19 protein-coding genes are annotated in these 17777 nt (G+C 65.0%); 9 read left to right on the top strand and 10 right to left on the bottom strand.

Annotation, left to right across the window (positions count from 1 at the left end; all coding sequences use genetic code 11):
- Positions 1 to 162 precede the first annotated feature (162 nt).
- The 3 genes from LMTR13_RS33225 (at position 163) to arfB (ending at position 3490) form a co-directional block, all read left to right on the top strand.
- Positions 163 to 1554 (top strand): M16 family metallopeptidase, encoded by a 1392-nt coding sequence (locus LMTR13_RS33225; RefSeq protein WP_418219732.1) that lies wholly within the window; start codon positions 163 to 165, stop codon positions 1552 to 1554.
- The gene (locus tag LMTR13_RS33230; RefSeq protein WP_083219329.1) at positions 1476 to 2921 is read left to right on the top strand and encodes a M16 family metallopeptidase; all 1446 of its coding nucleotides are present in this window, start codon (positions 1476 to 1478) and stop codon (positions 2919 to 2921) included. Before LMTR13_RS33225 ends, LMTR13_RS33230 begins: the two co-directional genes overlap by 79 nt.
- Positions 2922 to 3076: 155 nt before the next feature.
- The gene (arfB, locus tag LMTR13_RS33235; protein WP_065731436.1) at positions 3077 to 3490 is read left to right on the top strand and encodes an alternative ribosome rescue aminoacyl-tRNA hydrolase ArfB; all 414 of its coding nucleotides are present in this window, start codon (positions 3077 to 3079) and stop codon (positions 3488 to 3490) included.
- An 18-nt stretch (positions 3491 to 3508) separates the two neighbouring features.
- On the opposite strand, the gene LMTR13_RS33240 is transcribed toward arfB, so the two are convergent.
- The 4 genes from LMTR13_RS33240 to LMTR13_RS41420 form a co-directional block, all read right to left on the bottom strand.
- A complete protein-coding gene (locus tag LMTR13_RS33240; RefSeq protein ID WP_065731437.1) occupies positions 3509 to 4042 on the bottom strand; it encodes an RNA polymerase sigma factor in 534 nt (177 codons plus the stop codon).
- Positions 4039 to 4245, bottom strand: coding sequence for a YgaP family membrane protein (locus LMTR13_RS33245; protein WP_065731438.1), 207 nt, complete (start codon positions 4243 to 4245; stop codon positions 4039 to 4041). Before LMTR13_RS33245 ends, LMTR13_RS33240 begins: the two co-directional genes overlap by 4 nt.
- A 171-nt stretch (positions 4246 to 4416) precedes the next feature.
- Positions 4417 to 4707: a hypothetical protein gene (locus LMTR13_RS33250; RefSeq protein ID WP_065731439.1), complete on the bottom strand. Its 291-nt coding sequence runs from the start codon at positions 4705 to 4707 to the stop codon at positions 4417 to 4419.
- Complete coding sequence (locus LMTR13_RS41420; RefSeq protein WP_156795887.1) at positions 4704 to 4865, bottom strand: hypothetical protein; 162 nt, start codon at positions 4863 to 4865, stop codon at positions 4704 to 4706. Before LMTR13_RS41420 ends, LMTR13_RS33250 begins: the two co-directional genes overlap by 4 nt.
- A 143-nt stretch (positions 4866 to 5008) precedes the next feature.
- On the opposite strand from LMTR13_RS41420, the gene mutL reads away from it, so the two are divergent.
- A complete protein-coding gene (mutL, locus tag LMTR13_RS33255) occupies positions 5009 to 6814 on the top strand; it encodes a DNA mismatch repair endonuclease MutL (protein WP_065731440.1) in 1806 nt (601 codons plus the stop codon).
- Positions 6815 to 6943: 129 nt separating this feature from the next.
- Here the strand turns inward: mutL and rsmD are convergent, their stop codons facing one another.
- Together rsmD and LMTR13_RS33265 are read right to left on the bottom strand one after the other, a co-directional pair.
- A complete protein-coding gene (gene rsmD, locus LMTR13_RS33260) occupies positions 6944 to 7507 on the bottom strand; it encodes a 16S rRNA (guanine(966)-N(2))-methyltransferase RsmD (RefSeq protein ID WP_065731441.1) in 564 nt (187 codons plus the stop codon).
- A gap of 7 nt (positions 7508 to 7514) precedes the next feature.
- Positions 7515 to 9518, bottom strand: a complete 2004-nt coding sequence (locus LMTR13_RS33265) for a pseudouridine synthase (RefSeq protein ID WP_065731442.1) — start codon at positions 9516 to 9518, stop codon at positions 7515 to 7517.
- A gap of 153 nt (positions 9519 to 9671) precedes the next feature.
- Here LMTR13_RS33265 and LMTR13_RS33270 point away from each other — a divergent pair, with 153 nt between their 5' ends.
- Complete coding sequence (locus tag LMTR13_RS33270; protein WP_065731443.1) at positions 9672 to 10130, top strand: nucleoside deaminase; 459 nt, start codon at positions 9672 to 9674, stop codon at positions 10128 to 10130.
- 140 nt (positions 10131 to 10270) lie between these two features.
- Here LMTR13_RS33270 and LMTR13_RS33275 read toward each other — a convergent pair whose 3' ends face one another.
- The gene (locus LMTR13_RS33275) at positions 10271 to 11176 is read right to left on the bottom strand and encodes an alpha/beta fold hydrolase (RefSeq protein WP_065731444.1); all 906 of its coding nucleotides are present in this window, start codon (positions 11174 to 11176) and stop codon (positions 10271 to 10273) included.
- 218 nt (positions 11177 to 11394) lie between these two features.
- On the opposite strand from LMTR13_RS33275, the gene LMTR13_RS33280 reads away from it, so the two are divergent.
- Positions 11395 to 12627, top strand: a complete 1233-nt coding sequence (locus LMTR13_RS33280) for an acyl-CoA dehydrogenase family protein (RefSeq protein ID WP_065731445.1) — start codon at positions 11395 to 11397, stop codon at positions 12625 to 12627.
- Positions 12628 to 12692: 65 nt separating this feature from the next.
- Here LMTR13_RS33280 and LMTR13_RS33285 read toward each other — a convergent pair whose 3' ends face one another.
- Positions 12693 to 12911: a hypothetical protein gene (locus LMTR13_RS33285; RefSeq protein WP_065731446.1), complete on the bottom strand. Its 219-nt coding sequence runs from the start codon at positions 12909 to 12911 to the stop codon at positions 12693 to 12695.
- A 99-nt stretch (positions 12912 to 13010) separates the two neighbouring features.
- Here LMTR13_RS33285 and LMTR13_RS33290 point away from each other — a divergent pair, with 99 nt between their 5' ends.
- Both LMTR13_RS33290 and LMTR13_RS33295 read left to right on the top strand, forming a co-directional pair.
- The gene (locus LMTR13_RS33290; RefSeq protein ID WP_083219330.1) at positions 13011 to 13373 is read left to right on the top strand and encodes a VOC family protein; all 363 of its coding nucleotides are present in this window, start codon (positions 13011 to 13013) and stop codon (positions 13371 to 13373) included.
- 128 nt (positions 13374 to 13501) lie between these two features.
- Complete coding sequence (locus LMTR13_RS33295) at positions 13502 to 13795, top strand: GYD domain-containing protein (protein ID WP_065733171.1); 294 nt, start codon at positions 13502 to 13504, stop codon at positions 13793 to 13795.
- A gap of 73 nt (positions 13796 to 13868) precedes the next feature.
- Here the strand turns inward: LMTR13_RS33295 and purD are convergent, their stop codons facing one another.
- Complete coding sequence (gene purD, locus LMTR13_RS33300; protein WP_065731448.1) at positions 13869 to 15152, bottom strand: phosphoribosylamine--glycine ligase; 1284 nt, start codon at positions 15150 to 15152, stop codon at positions 13869 to 13871.
- 168 nt (positions 15153 to 15320) lie between these two features.
- Between purD and xseA the strand changes: the two genes are divergently transcribed.
- A complete protein-coding gene (gene xseA, locus LMTR13_RS33305; RefSeq protein ID WP_065731449.1) occupies positions 15321 to 16940 on the top strand; it encodes an exodeoxyribonuclease VII large subunit in 1620 nt (539 codons plus the stop codon).
- Here xseA and LMTR13_RS33310 read toward each other — a convergent pair.
- Positions 16937 to 17770 (bottom strand): dienelactone hydrolase family protein, encoded by an 834-nt coding sequence (locus LMTR13_RS33310; protein ID WP_065731450.1) that lies wholly within the window; start codon positions 17768 to 17770, stop codon positions 16937 to 16939. The two genes, xseA and LMTR13_RS33310, sit on opposite strands and share 4 nt — an antisense overlap.
- Between the last annotated feature and the right edge of the window lie 7 nt (positions 17771 to 17777).

A 17777-nucleotide genomic window follows, 5' to 3' on the forward strand; every position in this document is an offset into this window, starting at 1 on the left:
TAAGCTGATCTCTCGCCATCGTGACGATAGTTGATACCGGCGCGGTGTACGATGCCGCGGCTTTGATCCCGAACGGTTTTGTCGGGTTACTTCTAACATTTGCGCGGATTGGTTTCGCAGGGCCGGTAACCAGCTTTGCGGAATTTTAGCGCCAGATAGGTCATGATGTCCTCACACCGTCTTGCCGTTTCTCTCGCTATAGCCCTCATCTCGACGTTTGCTTTCTCCGCCGGCAGCGCACTCGCCCAGACCACGGTCACGTCGGAACGTCCGGCCAGCTTCACCCTCGACAACGGCCTGCAAGTCGTCGTGATCCCGGATCACCGCACACCCGTCGTCACGCAGATGATCTGGTACAAGGTCGGCTCCGCCGACGAGACGCCGGGCAAATCGGGACTGGCGCACTTCCTCGAACACCTGATGTTCAAGGGAACGGCCAAACATCCCGCCGGTGAATTTTCGCAGACCGTGCTGCGGATCGGCGGCAATGAGAACGCCTTCACCTCGCTCGATTACACCGGCTATTTCCAGCGCGTGCCGCGCGAGCAGCTTGCGAAAATGATGGAGTTCGAAGCCGACCGCATGACCGGCCTTATCCTCAAGGATGAGAACGTACTTCCCGAGCGCGATGTCGTGCTCGAGGAATTCAACATGCGGGTCGCCAACAATCCGGACGCCCGGCTCACCGAACAGATCATGGCGGCGCTGTATCTCAACCATCCCTATGGCCGTCCGGTGATCGGCTGGCGCCAGGAAATCGAGAAGCTCGACCGCGAGGATGCGCTGGCGTTCTACAAGCGCTTCTACGCGCCGAACAACGCGATCCTGGTGATCGCGGGCGACGTCGATACCAAGGAAGTCCGGGCGATGGTGGAGAAGGCCTATGGCGGCATCCCGGCGCAGCCGGCCATTCCCGCGCGACGAATCCGTCCGCAGGAGCCGGTGCCGGCGGCGCCGCGCACGGTGACGCTGTCCGACCCGCGCGTCGAGCAGACCAGCCTGCGGCGCTATTATCTCGTCCCCTCTTCCACGACCGCTGCGGCCGGAGAAGGCCCCGCGCTCGACGTGCTCGCACAACTGATGGGCGGCGGCTCCAACTCCTATCTCTATCGCGCACTGGTAATCGACCGTCAGCTCGCGACCAGCGCCGGCGCCGGTTACCAGGGCACCGCGCTGGATCCCTCGCAGTTCTCGATCTCGGTTTCGCCAAAACCCGGCGTGGAGTTTTCGCAGATCGAGCAGGCGATCGACGGCGTGATCGCGGAGGTCATCCAGAATCCCGCCCGCGCCGAGGATCTCGAGCGGGTCAAGACCCAGTTGATTGCGGAAGCGATCTACGCCCAGGACAACCAGGCCACGCTGGCACGCTGGTATGGCGGCGCGCTGACCACGGGACTGTCCATCGACGACATCAGGAGCTGGCCGGACCGGATTCGCGCCGTGACCGCCGAGCAGGTCCGTGACGCCGCGCAGAAATGGCTCGACAAGAAACGTTCCGTGACCGGCTATCTCATCAAGGATACGACGGCAAAACGCGAGGAGAAGCGCTCGTGATCCGTTTTTCGATTCCCGCGCAGCGCCTCGCATCCGCCCTGATCGCCGGCGCCGTATTGCTGTTGCTGGCGGCGAGCCCGTCGCACGCCGCAGCAAAGATCCAGCGGCTGGTCTCGCCAGGCGGCATCGAGGCCTGGTTCGTGCAGGACGCCACCGTGCCGCTGATAGCGATGGAATATGCCTTTGCCGGCGGGGCCGCCCAGGATCCGGCCGGCAAGTCCGGCGTCGGCAACATGGTCGCCAGCCTGCTCGACGAGGGCTCCGGAGGTCTCGATTCCAAAACCTTCCACGAGCGCCTCGAGCGCCGCGCCATCGAGTTGAGCTTTTCGTCGACCCGGGATTATTTCCGCGGCTCGCTCCGCATGCTCAAGGACAACAAGGACGAGGCTTTCGGCCTGCTCCACCTGGCGCTGACCTCGCCGCATTTCGACGCCGCCGATGTCGAGCGCATTCGCGCGCAGGTACTCTCCAGGCTGCGCCGCGACTCCACCAACCCGACTTCGCTGGCGAGCCGCAATTTTCTGGAACTGGCCTTTGGCGATCATCCGTATGGCCGACAGGCCAACGGCACGCTGGACAGCGTGCCGAAGATCGATGTCGCCGACATGAAGGATTACGTCGGCCGCGTGATTGCGAAGGATAGCTTGCGGATCGCCGTGGTCGGCGATGTCGATGCCGACACGCTCGGCAAGCTCCTGGACAAGACGTTCGGCGGCCTGCCGGCCAAGGCCAGCCTGACGCCGGTAACCGAGGTCGAGGCCACCAAGCCGCCGCGGCGCGCGTTCGTGCCGCTCGACGTGCCGCAGACCGTGGTGATGTTCGGCGGCCCCGGCATTCGCCGCCACGATCCGAATTTCATGGCCGCCTATGTCGTGAACCACATCCTCGGCGGCGGCGGCTTGTCGTCGCGGCTTTACAGGGAAGTCCGCGAAAAGCGCGGCCTCGCCTATTCCGTTTATGAATCCCTGCTCTGGATGGATCGCTCCGCGCTGTTCATCGGCAATACCGGCACCCGTGCCGACCGGGCCGGCGAGACGGTGGACGCGATCGAGAAGGAAATCCGCCGCATCGCCGAGGACGGCCCGACCCAAAAGGAGCTGGACGAGGCCAAGTCGTATCTGAAGGGCTCGCAGATGCTGGCGCTCGATACGTCCTCGAAGCTGGCGCAGGCGCTGCTGCAGTACCAGCTCGACAAGCTGCCGATCGACTACATCGAGAAGCGCAATGCCCTCGTCGACGCCGTGACGCTCGACGACGCCAAGAAAGCCGCGCAGAAGCTGTGGGGCCAGGGCCTGCTCACCGTGATCGTCGGCCGCGCCCCGCAGGCCGCCGTGCAGCCCGCTGCGGCGCCGCCGAAGGCGAACTGACGGGTATTTCTCCGCCATCGCCGGGCATAGCCGTCCGAAGGACGGCGTCGCTTCCGCTCGCCTGTGCCCGGCCATCCACGTTTTCTTTTTTTGATACGCTGGTAAGACGTGGATGCCCGGGACAAGCCCGGGCATGACGATTTCCGGTGAACGCCATGCGGGTTTCCCGCGACCTCACGATCGACGAAAACGACATCGAGATCGGCTTCGTCCGCGCCTCCGGCCCGGGCGGGCAGAACGTCAACAAGCTCGCGACCGCAGCCCAGCTCCGCTTCGACACGCGCAAGATCACGCTGCCGGAAGATGCGGCCGCGCGGCTCGTCCGGCTCGCCGGTCAGCGCATGACGAAGGAGGGCGTGATCGTGATCCACGCCCAACGCTTCCGCACCCAGGAGCGCAACCGGGCCGACGCAATCGACCGCCTGCTCGAATTGTTGCGCGAGGCCCTGATCCGCCCGACGCCGCGGCGGCCGACCAAGCCAACCTTCGGATCGAAGCAGCGGCGGCTGGAAGGCAAGAAGCGCCGCAGCGACATCAAGGCCAAGCGCACTTCCCGCTTTGACGATTGAACCTCCGATCACGACGTCTTAATCGCGGATCAGATATTCCCGGATCATCAATCGCGCGCGGTGAATGCGCGCCTTGACGCTTTCGCGCGTCAAGGCAAGAACGCCTGCGATCTCGTCGATCGATAGTTCCTCGATGTCGCGCAACAGGATCACCTCGCGATAGTGGTCGGGCAGCGACTGGATGGCGCGCGAAAGGTCGATGCGAATGTCCTCCGGCGCAAGTTGCGCCAGGCGTATTTCCGCATCGCCGGCCGGCGCCTCCGCGCCCCCTGCTGCGCGACGCAGCAAGCGAAGGCAGGCGCGACGCGCGACCGCGAACAGCCACGCCGAAAACGACGTCACCGCGCGCAACGTGCCGACCCGCCGGTACAGCAGCAACAGCGTTTCCTGAACCGCGTCGTCGATGTCGGCCGCGCGGCAATTGCGTGCGGCATAGCGGCGGATGTCGGGTTGCGCCGCTGCGATCAGCGACACCAGCGCCTCGGTGTCGCCGCCGCGGGCGGCCTCGATCAGCGAGGGGCTGCAACCCCTCGCCCGGACCAACGCGCTCATGACGAGGAGAGCCTGCGGCCAGCCATGGCGCACATCGGACAAAAGCCGAAAAATCCGGTCAGAATCGCGACAGCTCCGGTGGCCGCGATCAGGTAGCCGACCGTTGTACCGGGCATGCCGAAAAGCCCATAGGCGATCATCACAACGCCCAGAATCGTCCGCATCGCCCGCTCCCAGCCCGGCAAGTTCTTGCGATAAAACATAACAGCTCCTTTCAGTGAGAGAACCCTCGTTCTCATCTGATAGAGCCGTCCAGCCGGGCTTTCGGTTCGCGGATCGCAGGCCGAGACACAAAAAAAACTCCGGCCGCCGATCGCGGCCGGAGTTCTGTTTGGAGAACAACCCGATGGAGGAGCCGGGTTTCCTCCAGGCACTTAGCGGCTAGTCGCCGGAGGGGTCGCCGCTCCGCCCGTGGCCTTGGGCGGCGCTGCACTACCGCCCGCTCCGACGGTGCCTTTCATACCCGGCTTGGCGCCTGCCCTCTGGCCCGTGGCACCCGCGGGCGCGTCTTCGTCCATGCTGCCCGACGCGCCGCCCTGCATCTGGGTCGTGCCCTTTGCTCCGCCGCGGATATGGGTGTCGGATGAGGCGCCTTGCGCCAGTACCGGACCGGCAAGCAGAGCCGAGATTGCAACCGCGATCGCCGAGGTTTTCACTAGCTTCATCCATTTCTCCGAAGTTTGTCGACGACGAACAGTTCGGCTTCTTCAGGCACCGTTCGCAACCCGAACATGGTCATCGCCGGATCAGTCATTATCCGCGAACGGCGCAGGCGCCATGCAAGCCGCGCGATGTGGTAATCGTGCAGGGATTTCGAGGTCATTTTGCGAATCCTTGGCCACGGCCCGACCGCATATGCGACGCTTCCGCAGCTCCGGAAAAGTTCCGTAAAAATATTTTGACACATGCATTTGATGCGCTAGCCGCCTAAAATCACCCACCAGCCTCGAATCGATCCGAGACCTCATGCCCGTCCGCCAACTCCCCGAACAGGTCGTCAATCGCATCGCCGCCGGCGAAGTGGTCGAACGCCCCGCGAGCGTGGTCAAGGAACTCGTCGAAAACGCCATCGACGCCGGCGCCAGCCGTGTCGACATTTTCACCGATGGCGGCGGCAGGCGCCGCATTGGCATCACCGATGACGGCAGCGGCATGACGTCAGCCGATCTCGCGCTTGCCGTCGACCGTCACGCCACCTCCAAGCTCGACGACGAGGATCTCTTGCGCATTCGCACGCTGGGCTTTCGCGGCGAGGCCCTGCCCTCGATCGGCGCCGTGGCGAAGCTCGGTATCACCACGCGCCACGCCAGCGAGCCGCACGCCTGGTCGCTGTCGGTCGAAGGCGGCCTGAAATCGCAGGTCATGCCGGCCGCGCTGTCGCAAGGCACCCGCGTCGAGGTCAGCGATCTCTTTTATGCAACGCCCGCCCGGCTGAAATTCCTCAAGACCGACCGCACCGAGGCCGAGGCGATCCGCGAAGTGGTGCGGCGACTGGCGATGGCGCGGCCTGATATCGCGTTCACGCTGGCCGGCGAGGAGCGCGCGCCGGTGACCTGGGCCGCGGCGCTGCCGGGTGCTGCGGGCCGGCTGACGCGGCTCGGCGATATTCTGGGTAGCGATTTTCGCTCGTCCGCCATCGAAGTGCGCGCCGAGCGCGAAGGCGTCGTGGTGGAGGGTTTTGCCGCCGCACCGTCACTGACGCGCGCCAACGCGCTCGGACAGTATTTGTTCGTCAACGGCCGCCCGGTGCGCGACAAGCTCATCCTCGGCGCGGTGCGTGCGGCCTATTCCGATTATCTTCCGCGCGACCGCCATCCGGTCGTCGCGCTGTTCGTGACGCTGGCGCCGCAGGAGGTCGACGCCAACGTGCATCCGGCCAAGACCGAGGTGCGGTTTCGCAATGCGGGCCTAGTCCGCGCGCTGATCGTGCATGCGCTCAAAGACGGCCTCGCCCGCGAGGGCCGGCGCACTGCGGCGAATACTGACGGTGCGGCGCTGTCCGCGTTCCGCCCCTCCTTTGCGCCGCGCCCGACCAACTGGGACTGGCGGAGTTCGCCGGCCTATCCGGTCAGGCCCGCGTTCGAAAGCGCGGCGGCGACAGCGCTCGCCGAATCCGGGCAAGCCGCATTCGACGTCGGCGCGCCGATCGCCGACGTGCGCTTCGAGGCGCAGCCCTCTGCCGACCTGCTCGATCGACCGCTCGGCGCGGCGCGGACGCAAATCCACGAGACCTATATCGTCTCGCAAACCCGCGACGGCCTCATCGTCGTGGATCAGCACGCCGCGCATGAGCGCATCGTCTACGAGAGGCTGAAGGCGTCGCTGGCGAAGCACGGCGTGCAGCGGCAGATTCTTCTGATCCCCGAGATCGTCGAACTCGATGAGGCGACCGTCGAGAATCTGCTGGCGCGCGCCGAGGAACTCGCCTCCTTCGGCCTTGCGATCGAATCCTTCGGCCCCGGCGCTGTGGCGGTGCGTGAGACGCCGTCGCTGCTCGGCAAGACCGACGCCGCAGCGCTCTTGCGCGATCTCGCCGAGCACATGGCCGAATGGGACGAGGCGCTGCCGCTGGAGCGCCGCCTGATGCATGTCGCCGCCACCATGGCCTGTCACGGCTCGGTCCGCGCGGGGAGACGCCTCAAGCCGGAAGAGATGAACGCGCTGCTGCGCGAGATGGAAGACACGCCGAATTCCGGCCAGTGCAACCACGGCCGTCCGACTTATGTCGAGTTGAAGCTCGCCGACATCGAAAAGCTGTTCGGGAGACGTTAAGACGATGTGCCGCCATTTTTTCCGCTGTCATCGCCCGGCTTGACCGGGCGACCCAGTACGCCGCGGCGTTCGAGTAAATCGCTGCCGTCTCGGAGTACTGGATGCCCCGCCTTCGCGGGGCATGACAGGTCAGGATTGGGAAGCAGCCCGTAAAAATACGAACTCCGTATCGTCATAGGCGCGCCGCTCCAATTCCTCGAATCCCTTGGGCGCCGCGAACGCCGCAGCCTTCGCCTCCTCCACAACGAGCAGCGCGCCGGGCGTCAGCCAGCCGCCATCGCGCAGCGAGGCCAGCGCCTTCTCCGCGAGGCCCTTGCCATAGGGCGGATCGAGAAACACCAGCGAGAACGGCTCGACCGGATGCGCGGGCCCGAGGTTGGTGGCGTCGCGGCGATAGACTTTTGTCACGCCGCCGAGGCCCAGCGCCTCGACATTGTTGCGCAACAACGCACGCGCTTCGGCGCCGTTGTCGACGAACAGCGTGAAGCTGGCGCCGCGCGATACCGCCTCGATGCCGAGCGCGCCGGTGCCGGCGAACAGGTCGAGCACGCGCGCGCCTTCGATCGGATTGTCGTAAGCGTGGATCAGGATGTTGAATACGGACTCGCGCAAGCGATCCGCCGTCGGGCGAATGTCCCGCGAGGATGGCGAGGCCAGGTTACGGCCCTTCAGTCTTCCGCCAACGACGCGCATAGGCCAGCTATTCGTCCCGCGGCTTCAGGTCGCGCTTGCCGTGATAGCCGCGTCGCGGGCGGCGCGGCGGGCCGTAGCCATTGGCCTCGTCCTCGTTGCGCGCGCGGGCTTCCTCGCTGCCAGTGCGCTGCACCAGCACGCGCCGGCCCTTGCGGTCGGCGATCAGCGCGCTTTTGCCGGCCGGCTTGAACGGCTTCTTGCCGCGCGCTGCGTCGTCATCGTCGTCGGATTTCTCGCCCGGCATCGGCCGGTTGAAATCCGCGCCCGCGAGTGCAGCGATCTTCTCGCCGAGCTGCTCGCGCAGCACCCGGGTCTTGACCTCCTCGACCTGGCCCTCGGCCAGTTCGCCGAGCTGGAACGGTCCATAGGAGACGCGGATCAGGCGATTCACCTCGAGGCCGAGATGCGCCATCACGTTGCGGACCTCGCGGTTCTTGCCTTCGCGGATCGCGAACACCAGCCAGACATTGGCGCCCTGGTCGCGCTCCAGCGTCGCATCGATCGAACCGTATTTAACGCCGTCGACTTCGACGCCCTTCTTCAGCTCGTCGAGCTGCGCCTGCGTGACCTCGCCATGGGCGCGGACGCGATAGCGCCGCAGCCAGCCGGTGTCGGGCAGTTCGAGGGCGCGCGCGAGCCCGCCGTCATTGGTCAGCAGCAACAGCCCTTCGGTGTTGAAATCGAGCCGGCCGATCGAGATCAGCCGTGGCAGGCCTTCGGGCAGATTGTCGAACACGGTCGGCCGCCCTTCGGGATCGGCATGCGTGGTCATCAGGCCGCGAGGCTTGTGATACATGAACAGCCGTGTGCGCTCGCGCGGCGGCAACACCTTGCCGTCGACCGCGATCACGTCATTAGCGGTGACGTCGAGCGCCGGCGAATTGATGACGCGGCCATTGACGGTGACGCGGCCTTGCGTGATCCATTCCTCGGCATCGCGGCGCGAGGCAAGGCCCGCGCGCGCCACCACCTTGGCGATGCGCTCTCCGGCCTTCTTCGGCTTCGGCTCCGCACGCGGCGCGCGCTTGTCGAAATCGGTCGGGCGCTCGCGATAGGCGCCACGGCCGCCGAACGCAGGCCGCTTTGTAAAGATCCTGCTGTCGTCCTCGTTGTCGCGGCGCGGACGATCGCGAAAGCGCCCTTCGCTGCGCGGATGCTCCTGCCACTCGGTGCGGCCTGCCGGCCGCTCCCTGTCATGATCTCGATCTCCGCGCTCGCGCGGACGATCGAACTTCGGCCGGTCCTCGCGCGAGCGCGAAAACCGTGGGCGTTCGCCGCCACCACGATCATCACGCCTTTGCCACGGCTTGTCCTCACCCCGCTCGGGACGATCGCCAAAATCCTTGCGTGGACCGCGCGAAAATCGCTTCTCGCCATCGCGCGGCGGACGATCACCATAGGGCCGATCGCCGCGCGGACGGGCGCCGTCTTTGCGGAAACCTTCTCCGCGCTGCGTGTAAGGCCGCTTGTCGCCGAACTTCCGGTCGGAGGAACGCCCGGCCGGACGCGCTTCGTCACGATCCCTAGGGTCGCCCTTGCGATCCCTGCGCGGCGGGCGATCATTGCGATCATAGCTCGGCCGTTCGCTGCGCGGCTTAAATGAACGCTTGTCGCCATCGCGATCGTCCCGCGCGCGAAAATCCTTGCGCGGACCCCGCTCAGGACGATCACCGCCGGCACGATCCTCCCGGTCAAATCTTGCCCGAGGCCGATCGCCAAAATCCCGGCGCGGCGGCCGATCATCGTCGCGGCGGAACGAACCGCCTTCCCGCTTGCCGGCGTAAGGCTTCTTGCCGAACGACTTTGTCCCCTCGGACTTTCCAGCATAGGGACGCCGCTCACCGCCGCGCTCGTCGCCATCCCTGGCGCCAAAGCCGCGTTTGGCAAATTTCTTCTCAGGCCCCCTCGCCGCCCCCGAGCGGCCCTTGCCACCGCCGGCGCGGCCCTTGCCGCCTCCGGGCCGGTCACGCCGGCCGCGGGAATCGTTGTTTTTGTCGTTATCGCGGGGCATGAATGTTCTCTTGGGTCCGAATAAAATGGCCATCAGGCGGATCAGGATGGGCTGTCATAGCGATAACGCGCGCGCACTTCGCTCAAGGCGCATTCTCACGCAAAACCGGCATCCACGTTTGCTGAAGGCGGCCCTCATAGCAGGTTTATTGCAATGATACGAGGCATGACTGCCCCTTCTTTCATGGATTTGGCGCTGAAAACCGCCGAAAACGCCGGAAAAGCCGGCGAAGTTCCGATCGGCTGCGTGATCGTGAGGGATTACGAGGTCATCGCCACCGCCGGCAACCGCACGTTGACCGACCGCGATCCGACCGCGCATGCCGAAATCCTGGCGATCCGGCAGGCGGCAGAGGCCATCGGAACCGAACGGCTGGTCGATTGCGACCTCTACGTCACGCTGGAGCCCTGCACGATGTGCGCCGGCGCGATCTCGTTTGCGCGGATCCGGCGGCTCTATTACGGCGCCGCCGATCCCAAGGGCGGCGCGGTGGATTCCGGGGTGCGGTTCTTCGCCCAGCCGACCTGCCATCACGTGCCGGAGGTTTACTCGGCCGTCGGCGAGAGCAAGGCCGCGGCGCTGCTGCGGGAGTTTTTCAGGGAGCGGCGGTAGGCGCGCGCCCCCCACACTCCGCTGTCATCATCCGCGAAGGCGGATGATCCAGTATTCCAGAGACAGCAGCGATTGACCGAGAGGCCGCGGCGTACTGGATACCCGCTTTCGCGGGTATGACAATTTCGATGTACGGCGAGTTACGCCGCCGTAAAAAACTCCCTGAGCAACTTCGCCGTCGCTTCCGGATTCTCCTCGGTCAAAAAATGCCCGGAATCCACCGGCGCGCCCTCCACCTTCGTCGCCCACTTCTTCCACGCATCGAGCGGCGTCGTTGCAGCGGGCGCGACGCCGGCGTCGCCCCACAGCGCCAGCATCGGAATCGTGATCTTCTTGCCGGCGTCGAAATCCGCCTTGTCGATCTCATAGTCGGCATAGGCGCCGGCGCGGTAGTCCTCGCACATCGCATGCACACGGGCGGGATCGCGGAACGGCGCGAGATAATGTTCCAGTGCGCGCGGATCAATTGCGTCGAGTGTCTTCGATTTAGTCTGGCTCGCCATCTTCCATCGGAGGAAAAACTCTCCGTTGCTGGCGATCAGCGTCTCCGGCAACGGATAAGGCTGCGCCAGGAACGCCCAGTGGTAGATCTTCAGCGCGGAAAGCCGGTTCAACTTCTCCCAATAGTCATAGGTCGGCGCGATATCGAGCACCGCGAGCTTCGATAGCCGGCCGGGATGATCGAGCGCCAGCCGATACGACACGCGCCCGCCGCGGTCGTGCCCGGCGAGCGCAAAATGCACGTGGCCGAGCTGCTCCATCGCCTCCACCATCGCTTTCGCCATCGCGCGCTTGGTGTAGGGCGTATGGTTCTCATCGCTGCGGGGCATGTCCGACCAGCCATAGCCCGGCAGGTCAGCGATGATCAGCGTGAACTGGTCCGCGAGCTGCGGCGCGACTTGGTGCCACATCACATGCGTCGATGAAAATCCGTGCAGAAGCAATAGCGGCGGCCCCTTGCCGCCGACACGGGCGAAGATGCGTCCCGACGAGGTGTTGATCCATTCGGAAGCGTATCCGGGAAACAGATCGGCAAGATCGGGCATTTTCACACTCTCCCGTCATCATCCGCGAAGGCGGATGATCCAGTAAACACCAGCGCCGCGATCAACAACAGACGCATCGGCGTACTGGATACCCCGCATGCGCGGGGTATGACAGCCTTGGCTGCTTCAAACTTTGTTTGCCGTTGCCGCTGGCAGACCGCAGGTTTATGCCATCCCCCAAGCCCGACCAACAACAACAAGACGCGAGGAAACCAGCAATGTCGATCGATTTCGAGATCCCGGCCGAAGCCAAGGCGATTCGCGAAAAAGTCCGCAAATGGGTGCACGAGGAATGCATTCCGGCGGAGAAGGAACTCGATACCAAACCGCTCGCCGAAGTGCTCGGCCCGCTCCGCGCCAAGGCTCGTGCACGCGGCCTGTGGTGCCCGTGGGTGCCGAAGGAATATGGCGGCATGGGGCTCGGCCCGCTTGCCAACGCGCTGGTGCAGATGGAGCTCGGCGAAAGCATGCTCGGCGCATTGTCGATGAACACGCAGGGACCCGACGACGCCTCGATGATGACGATCCTGGCCCACGGCACGGAGTATCAGAAGGAGAAGTTCCTCAAACCGCTGCTCAACGGCGAGAAGCGCATCTGCTTCTCTATGACGGAAAAGGCCGCCGGTGCCGACGCCACCGGCATGCAGACCACCGCGGTGAAGGACGGCAACGAGAACTATATCCTGAACGGCGAAAAATGGTTTTCCTCTTCCGCCAGCGTGGCCGACATGGCGCTGGTGATGGCCAAGACCGATCCGAACGCGCCACGGCACAAGCAGTATTCGACCTTCATCGTGGAATTGCCGAACCCCGGCTACAAGATCAAGCGCAACGTCGCCAACATGGCGATCGAAGGACCGCACGACGATGTGCTGCACGGCGGCCACTCCGAGATCGAGATCAAGGATTTGACGGTGCCGGCCGACAATCTGCTCGGCGGCGAAGGCAATGGTTTTGCCATGGGCCAGCACCGCCTCGCCTATGGACGCCTGCGTCACGGCATGCACAACGTCGCCAAGGCGCAACGCGCGCTCGACATGGCAGTGGCGCATGTCACCAGGCGCTCCACCTTCGGCAAATTGCTCGCCGACCGGCAGGCGGTGCAGTTCATGCTCGCCGACTGCGCCAGCGAGCTCTATATCGGCCGCCTGATGCTGCTGCACATCGCCTACAAGGCGGAGAAAGGCCTCGACATCCGGCAGGAGAACTCGATCGCAAAGATCTTCCACGCACACATGGTGCACAAGGTGATCGACACCGCGATCCAGCTCCACGGCGCGCTCGGGTTCAGCCAGGATACGCCATTGGCGAAGTGGTACACCCAGGTGCGCTCGCAGCGGCTGGTCGACGGTCCGGACGAAGTGCACAAGTGGAAGATCGGCAAGAACGTCATCAAGGCGTTCCGCGAGCACGGCACGACGGCAAGCGCCGCGGGCGGGGATTTGTTGTAACGACTCGACTCGTCATTCCGGATCGACGCGCATGCGCGTCGTCCGGAATGACGGAGTGTGCATGGTTAGCCGTGCATGAAGTCGCTATGTTTCAGGCCGAGCGCTTTGACGGCTGCCTCCGGAAGCCGGCCCCACGCTTCAACTTTCTCGTTTGGAGCCATGACAGCCGCAATGATTGCGGTGGCCTTCTCCGGATCCTGTTCGGCCACAAAGTAGACCGACCGGATAGGCGGACCGCCTTCCAATGGTTGCGTTGTCACCAGCACGACCTGACCATCTGCCATATCCGAGTATATCACGGCCGTTGCCCAGGGCAGCTGTGGAATGTCGCTGACGAGACACCCACCTGATCTTCAGGGCCAATCTCTTGCCGGAGTGCCATCATGATCGAGAGCATCAGCGCAATCACCCTCGGCACCCACGATATGCAACGCGCCGTCCAGTTCTACCGCTCGCTGGGGTTTAACATGTTGTACGGCGGCGAAATGTCGTCGTTTACGAGCTTTCGGGCTGGGAGCGGCTATCTCAACCTGATTGTCCAGCCTGATCAACGGCGCTGGTCCTGGTGGGGGCGCGTCATTTTCTACGTCACCGACGTCAATGCATTTTACGACCGTGCGCTGGCGGCAGGGTGCCGGCCGGCGACCGTGCCCCGCGATGCCGAATGGGGGGAACGCTATTTTCACATCACCGATCCCGATGGGCACGAGCTCAGCTTCGCGCGGCCTTTGCGGTCTTCGGCCTAAAATCCTCCGCCGAAACGGCCGGATAAGTCACGCCCGCTGACCTTTCCGATCGAGCCGGTGGCAGCGCTGCAGGTGCTGTGTCAAGCTCGGCCTCATCCCGCGCAGGGTCCTAACCGGGGAGGATGGCCATGGTAGCTTATGTCGTGTTGGCGAATTTCACGGATCAGGGAATCCGCAACGCCAAGGAATCGCCGAAGCGCGCGGACGCCTTCAAAGCAATGGCGAAGACGTTCGGAGTGAGAGTGAGGGAAATTCTCTGGACACAGGGACGATATGACATTGTGACCATCGTCGATGCGCCAGATGAGTTATCCTTCATGTCGCTCACGCTGAGCCTCGGCGCGCTCGGCAATGTCCGCACCGAATCGCTGCGGGCCTATTCCGCAGACGAGATGACGAAGGCCGTCGGCAACATGCTTTGACCATCGCGTCGGCTCCGTCGCAGCGAAGCCAACTCGCATTCGCCGCCGCAGGACACCGTTTGCCGACTTTGCGTCAGTGCCTGGCCCGCTCCGCCTCCAGCGCCTGCCAGGCGATGTCGCGGCGGAAGAAGCCATCGGGCCATTTGATGCGGTCGACAGCCTGGTAGGCACGCTCTCTCGCCTCCGTGACGGTCTTGCCCATCGCACAGACGTTCAGCACACGCCCGCCATTGGCGACAATGCCACCGTCCTTCGCCAGAGTGCCGGCATGGAAAATTTCGACACCGTCGATCTTGACCGCGTCATCAAGCCCGTCGATGCGCGTGCCCTTCTTGTAGTCGCCCGGATAGCCCTTCGCCGCCATCACCACCGTCAGCGCCGGATCGGGAAACCAGCGCAAATCGAAGTTCTTCAACTGCCCGTCGCAGGACGCCAGAAATGCCGGGACGATGTCCGACATCATCCGCAGCATCAGCACCTGGCATTCGGGGTCGCCGAAGCGGACATTGTATTCGAACAGTTTCGGTCCCTGCTCTGTCAGCATCACGCCGGCATAGAGCACGCCGCGAAACGGCGTGCCGCGCTTCCTCATCCCTGCAACCGTCGGCAGAATGATCCGCGCCATGATCTGATCATGAATTTCCGCCGTCACGAACGGCGTCGGCGAATACGCGCCCATGCCGCCGGTGTTCGGTCCCTCATCGTGATCGAACACGCGCTTGTGGTCTTGCGCCGAGGCGAGCGGGATCGCGGTGTCGCCGTCGCACAGCGCGAAGAAGCTGATCTCGCGGCCGGCGAGGAATTCCTCGATCACGACTTCCGTTCCCGCCGCGCCGAACGCGCCCTCGAACATCATGGCGATGGCGGCTTCGGCTTCCGCCAGGGTTTTTGCCACCACGACGCCCTTGCCGGCGGCCAGCCCATCGGCCTTGACCACGATGGGCGCGCCCTGCTGGAGCACATAGGCCAGCGCGGCATCCGCATTGTCGAAGCGCCGATAAGCGCCGGTCGGGATGTTGAACTCGTTGCAGAGGTCCTTTGTGAATCCCTTGGAACCCTCGAGCTGCGCCGCCTGCTTGCTCGGACCGAACGCCTTGATGCCGGCTTTCGCGAGATCATCGACAATCCCCGCCGCCAGCGGCGTCTCCGGCCCGACCACGACGAGATCCACGGCGTTGCTTTTGCAGAACTCGATCACCGAGCCATGATTCGCAACGTCGAGCGCGACGCATTCAGCTTCGCGCGCGATGCCGGCATTGCCGGGCGCGCACCACAGTTTGGTCAGCAGCGGGGAAGCGGCGATTTTCCACGCCAGCGCGTGTTCGCGGCCGCCGGAACCGAGCAGGAGAATGTTCATTCAGAGTGCAGCCAAGTGGAGGGTTGCCGGCTATCGTGCGACGGTTTAGCACGACGGGGGCCGGCCGCAACAACGCGTCTATTCCGATGTGGATATGTGCCGTGAGGCCCCCATGACGGCCTCGGCACCTTGCGGAAGCGCCGGAAAAGGCCGATTCTACGCCCTGACATGCCAGCAGATAACCTGATCAACGCGCCTGAATTTACCGTCTCGGAGCTCTCCTCCGCGCTAAAGCGGACGGTCGAAGACCGCTTCGGCCATGTCCGCGTCCGCGGAGAAATCTCCGGCTTTCGCGGGCCGCACTCCTCCGGCCACTGCTATTTCGCGCTGAAGGACGAGAGCGCCAAGATCGAGGCGGTGATCTGGAAGTTCGCCCACGCCCGGATGCGGTTCAAGCCGCAGGAAGGGCTCGAGGTCATCGCCACCGGCAAGCTCACGACCTATCCAAACTCCTCGAAATACCAGATCGTCATCGACTCGCTGGAGCCTGCCGGCATCGGCGCGCTGATGGCGTTGATGGAGGAGCGCAAGCGGAAACTCGCGGCCGAGGGCCTGTTCGACGAGACGCGCAAGCAATTGCTGCCTTGGCTGCCGGAAGTGATCGGCGTCGTCACCTCGCCGACCGGGGCGGTCATCAGAGACATTCTGCATCGGTTGGAGGACCGCTTCCCCCGCCGCGTGCTGGTGTGGCCGGTCAAGGTGCAGGGCGAAGGCTCGGCCGAACAGGTTGCGGCGGCCATCCGCGGCTTCAACGCGCTACCCGAGGGCGGCCGAATCCCGCGCCCCGATCTCCTGATCGTCGCGCGCGGAGGCGGCTCGCTGGAAGATCTCTGGTCGTTCAACGAGGAGATCGTGGTCCGCGCTGCCGCCGACAGCATGATTCCGCTGATCTCGGCCGTCGGCCATGAGACCGACATCACGCTGATCGATTTCGCCGCCGACAAGCGCGCGCCGACGCCGACGGCGGCGGCCGAAATGGCCGTCCCCGTGCGCAGCGAACTGTTCGCCGAGGTGGAAAGCCTGGCGCGCCGTACGATGGTTTGCTGGCAACGCGGCCAGGAGAGCCGTCGCAATGAATTGCGCGCCGCCGCCCGCGCGCTGCCGAGTTTGAGCGAACTGCTCGCGATCCCAAGGCAGCGGCTGGATCACCTCGGCGCCGCCCTGCCCCGCGCATTGAAGGCCAATACCCACGCGCATCACCGCCGCTTTTCTCATCTCAGCGCCGGCCTGACGCTGAAGGTGCTGCGCGGACAGGTCACGCAGGCCAATCATCGCCTTACGGTATCGGGCGAACGGATCAGGCTGTCCGCCCGCGCCCTGCTGCGCAACCGGCGCGAACGCTTTGCCGGGCTGGAGGTCAGGCTGAAAGCGTCGAAGCTCTCCAACGCGCAGGCGCAGCGCAATGCCATTGCGCGCAACCGCGAACGCGCGCAACGGCTGGCCGAGCGCGCGCGCCGCGCGCTCGATACCGCCATGCAGCGGCTCGACGCGCGGGTCGCCCATAGCGGACAATTGCTGTCGGCGCTGTCCTATCGCGGCGTGCTCGCCCGCGGATTTGCCCTCGTGCGCGACGACCATGGCCATGCCGTCCATGGCGCCGCCGCGGTCGGACCGAGCGCGCGTCTGTCCATCGAATTCGCCGACGGCCGCGTGGGCGCCACCGCGGATGCGGATCGGCCTCAGGCAACGGCGCCAGCCTCCGGCGCGCCGAAAGCGGCACCGCGCGAAGCCAAGCCGGCAGCACCGAAGCGCGTGTCAAAGCCAGTCGATCAGGGAAGCCTGTTTTAGCGCGCCAGCCATTCCGTGGCGCGCTGCCGCGAGTCCTTGCGCGCATCCGCATCGGTGCCGATATGGCCGCGTTCGGGCAAGGCAGCGTCAACCCCCGCGATCGCCCGCAGCGGAAGGTTGGCGCGGTCGAAATCGTGAGCCGCCCCAGGATAGACCACGATCCGCGCCAGCGCGCTGCGGCCGCGGGCACCATCGACCATCTGGCGGCAGGCCGATGGTGAACTGACATCGTCGTCGGCACCGATCAAGAGCAGCGTCGGCACGCGTGCGCTCCAGCCGAGGCCGGAAGAGATCCGGCAATCCGGATAGAACGCAATCGCCGAGCGGAAATCGGGGCCGGCCCCGCGCGGCGACAGTTGCGGGCGCACCGCCCACAACAGCGCGCTGGCGCCGCTTGCCCATCCCATCAGGCTGATGCGGTCACGCGCGACCCAGGGCTGCTGCTGCAGCCACTGCCGCGATGCGTTGATATCGGCGACCCGCTCGCGACGGGCGAGCACCCGGCGCTCCTTGACGCCGCATTGCGGATCGAGTTCGCGCGAACCGTAACTGTCTGGCAACAGCACGGCATGGCCGGTCTTCAGGAGCTGTTCCGCCCAGTCGCGGTAGCGCAGCAGCACCGGCTCGGATTGCCCGCTCAATCCGCCGCAGCTATGCAGCGCGATGACCGTGGGAAATGGCCCGTCACCATCAGGCTTGTAGAGCTGCGCGTGCAAGGTCAGACCGGTCGCCGGGATATCGACCTGGCGCGGGGCCGGCAACGGCGCGGCACCGGCCGTGCAGGCCACGGCAAGGAGCGTCAGGGATAGCATTGCTGACAACAGGCGCATCGGTCTC

The sequence above is a fragment of the Bradyrhizobium icense genome, assembly GCF_001693385.1.
GTDB lineage: Bacteria > Pseudomonadota > Alphaproteobacteria > Rhizobiales > Xanthobacteraceae > Bradyrhizobium > Bradyrhizobium icense.

Bases quoted from the DNA above. Each gene is read 5' to 3' on its own strand.
- xseA (WP_065731449.1), top strand. From the start codon at position 15,321: ATGCCAGCAGATAACCTGATCAACGCGCCTGAATTTACCGTCTCGGAG.
- LMTR13_RS33275 (WP_065731444.1), bottom strand. From the start codon at position 11,176: ATGCCCGATCTTGCCGATCTGTTTCCCGGATACGCTTCCGAATGGATC.
- LMTR13_RS33250 (WP_065731439.1), bottom strand. From the start codon at position 4,707: ATGAAGCTAGTGAAAACCTCGGCGATCGCGGTTGCAATCTCGGCTCTG.
- LMTR13_RS33265 (WP_065731442.1), bottom strand. From the start codon at position 9,518: ATGCCCCGCGATAACGACAAAAACAACGATTCCCGCGGCCGGCGTGAC.
- LMTR13_RS33230 (WP_083219329.1), top strand. From the start codon at position 1,476: ATGGCTCGACAAGAAACGTTCCGTGACCGGCTATCTCATCAAGGATAC.
- arfB (WP_065731436.1), top strand. From the start codon at position 3,077: ATGCGGGTTTCCCGCGACCTCACGATCGACGAAAACGACATCGAGATC.
- LMTR13_RS33225 (WP_418219732.1), top strand. From the start codon at position 163: ATGATGTCCTCACACCGTCTTGCCGTTTCTCTCGCTATAGCCCTCATC.
- LMTR13_RS33240 (WP_065731437.1), bottom strand. From the start codon at position 4,042: ATGAGCGCGTTGGTCCGGGCGAGGGGTTGCAGCCCCTCGCTGATCGAG.
- LMTR13_RS33290 (WP_083219330.1), top strand. From the start codon at position 13,011: ATGATCGAGAGCATCAGCGCAATCACCCTCGGCACCCACGATATGCAA.
- LMTR13_RS33280 (WP_065731445.1), top strand. From the start codon at position 11,395: ATGTCGATCGATTTCGAGATCCCGGCCGAAGCCAAGGCGATTCGCGAA.
- LMTR13_RS41420 (WP_156795887.1), bottom strand. From the start codon at position 4,865: ATGACCTCGAAATCCCTGCACGATTACCACATCGCGCGGCTTGCATGG.
- LMTR13_RS33270 (WP_065731443.1), top strand. From the start codon at position 9,672: ATGATACGAGGCATGACTGCCCCTTCTTTCATGGATTTGGCGCTGAAA.
- rsmD (WP_065731441.1), bottom strand. From the start codon at position 7,507: ATGCGCGTCGTTGGCGGAAGACTGAAGGGCCGTAACCTGGCCTCGCCA.
- purD (WP_065731448.1), bottom strand. From the start codon at position 15,152: ATGAACATTCTCCTGCTCGGTTCCGGCGGCCGCGAACACGCGCTGGCG.
- LMTR13_RS33310 (WP_065731450.1), bottom strand. From the start codon at position 17,770: ATGCGCCTGTTGTCAGCAATGCTATCCCTGACGCTCCTTGCCGTGGCC.
- LMTR13_RS33245 (WP_065731438.1), bottom strand. From the start codon at position 4,245: ATGTTTTATCGCAAGAACTTGCCGGGCTGGGAGCGGGCGATGCGGACG.
- mutL (WP_065731440.1), top strand. From the start codon at position 5,009: ATGCCCGTCCGCCAACTCCCCGAACAGGTCGTCAATCGCATCGCCGCC.
- LMTR13_RS33285 (WP_065731446.1), bottom strand. From the start codon at position 12,911: ATGGCAGATGGTCAGGTCGTGCTGGTGACAACGCAACCATTGGAAGGC.
- LMTR13_RS33295 (WP_065733171.1), top strand. From the start codon at position 13,502: ATGGTAGCTTATGTCGTGTTGGCGAATTTCACGGATCAGGGAATCCGC.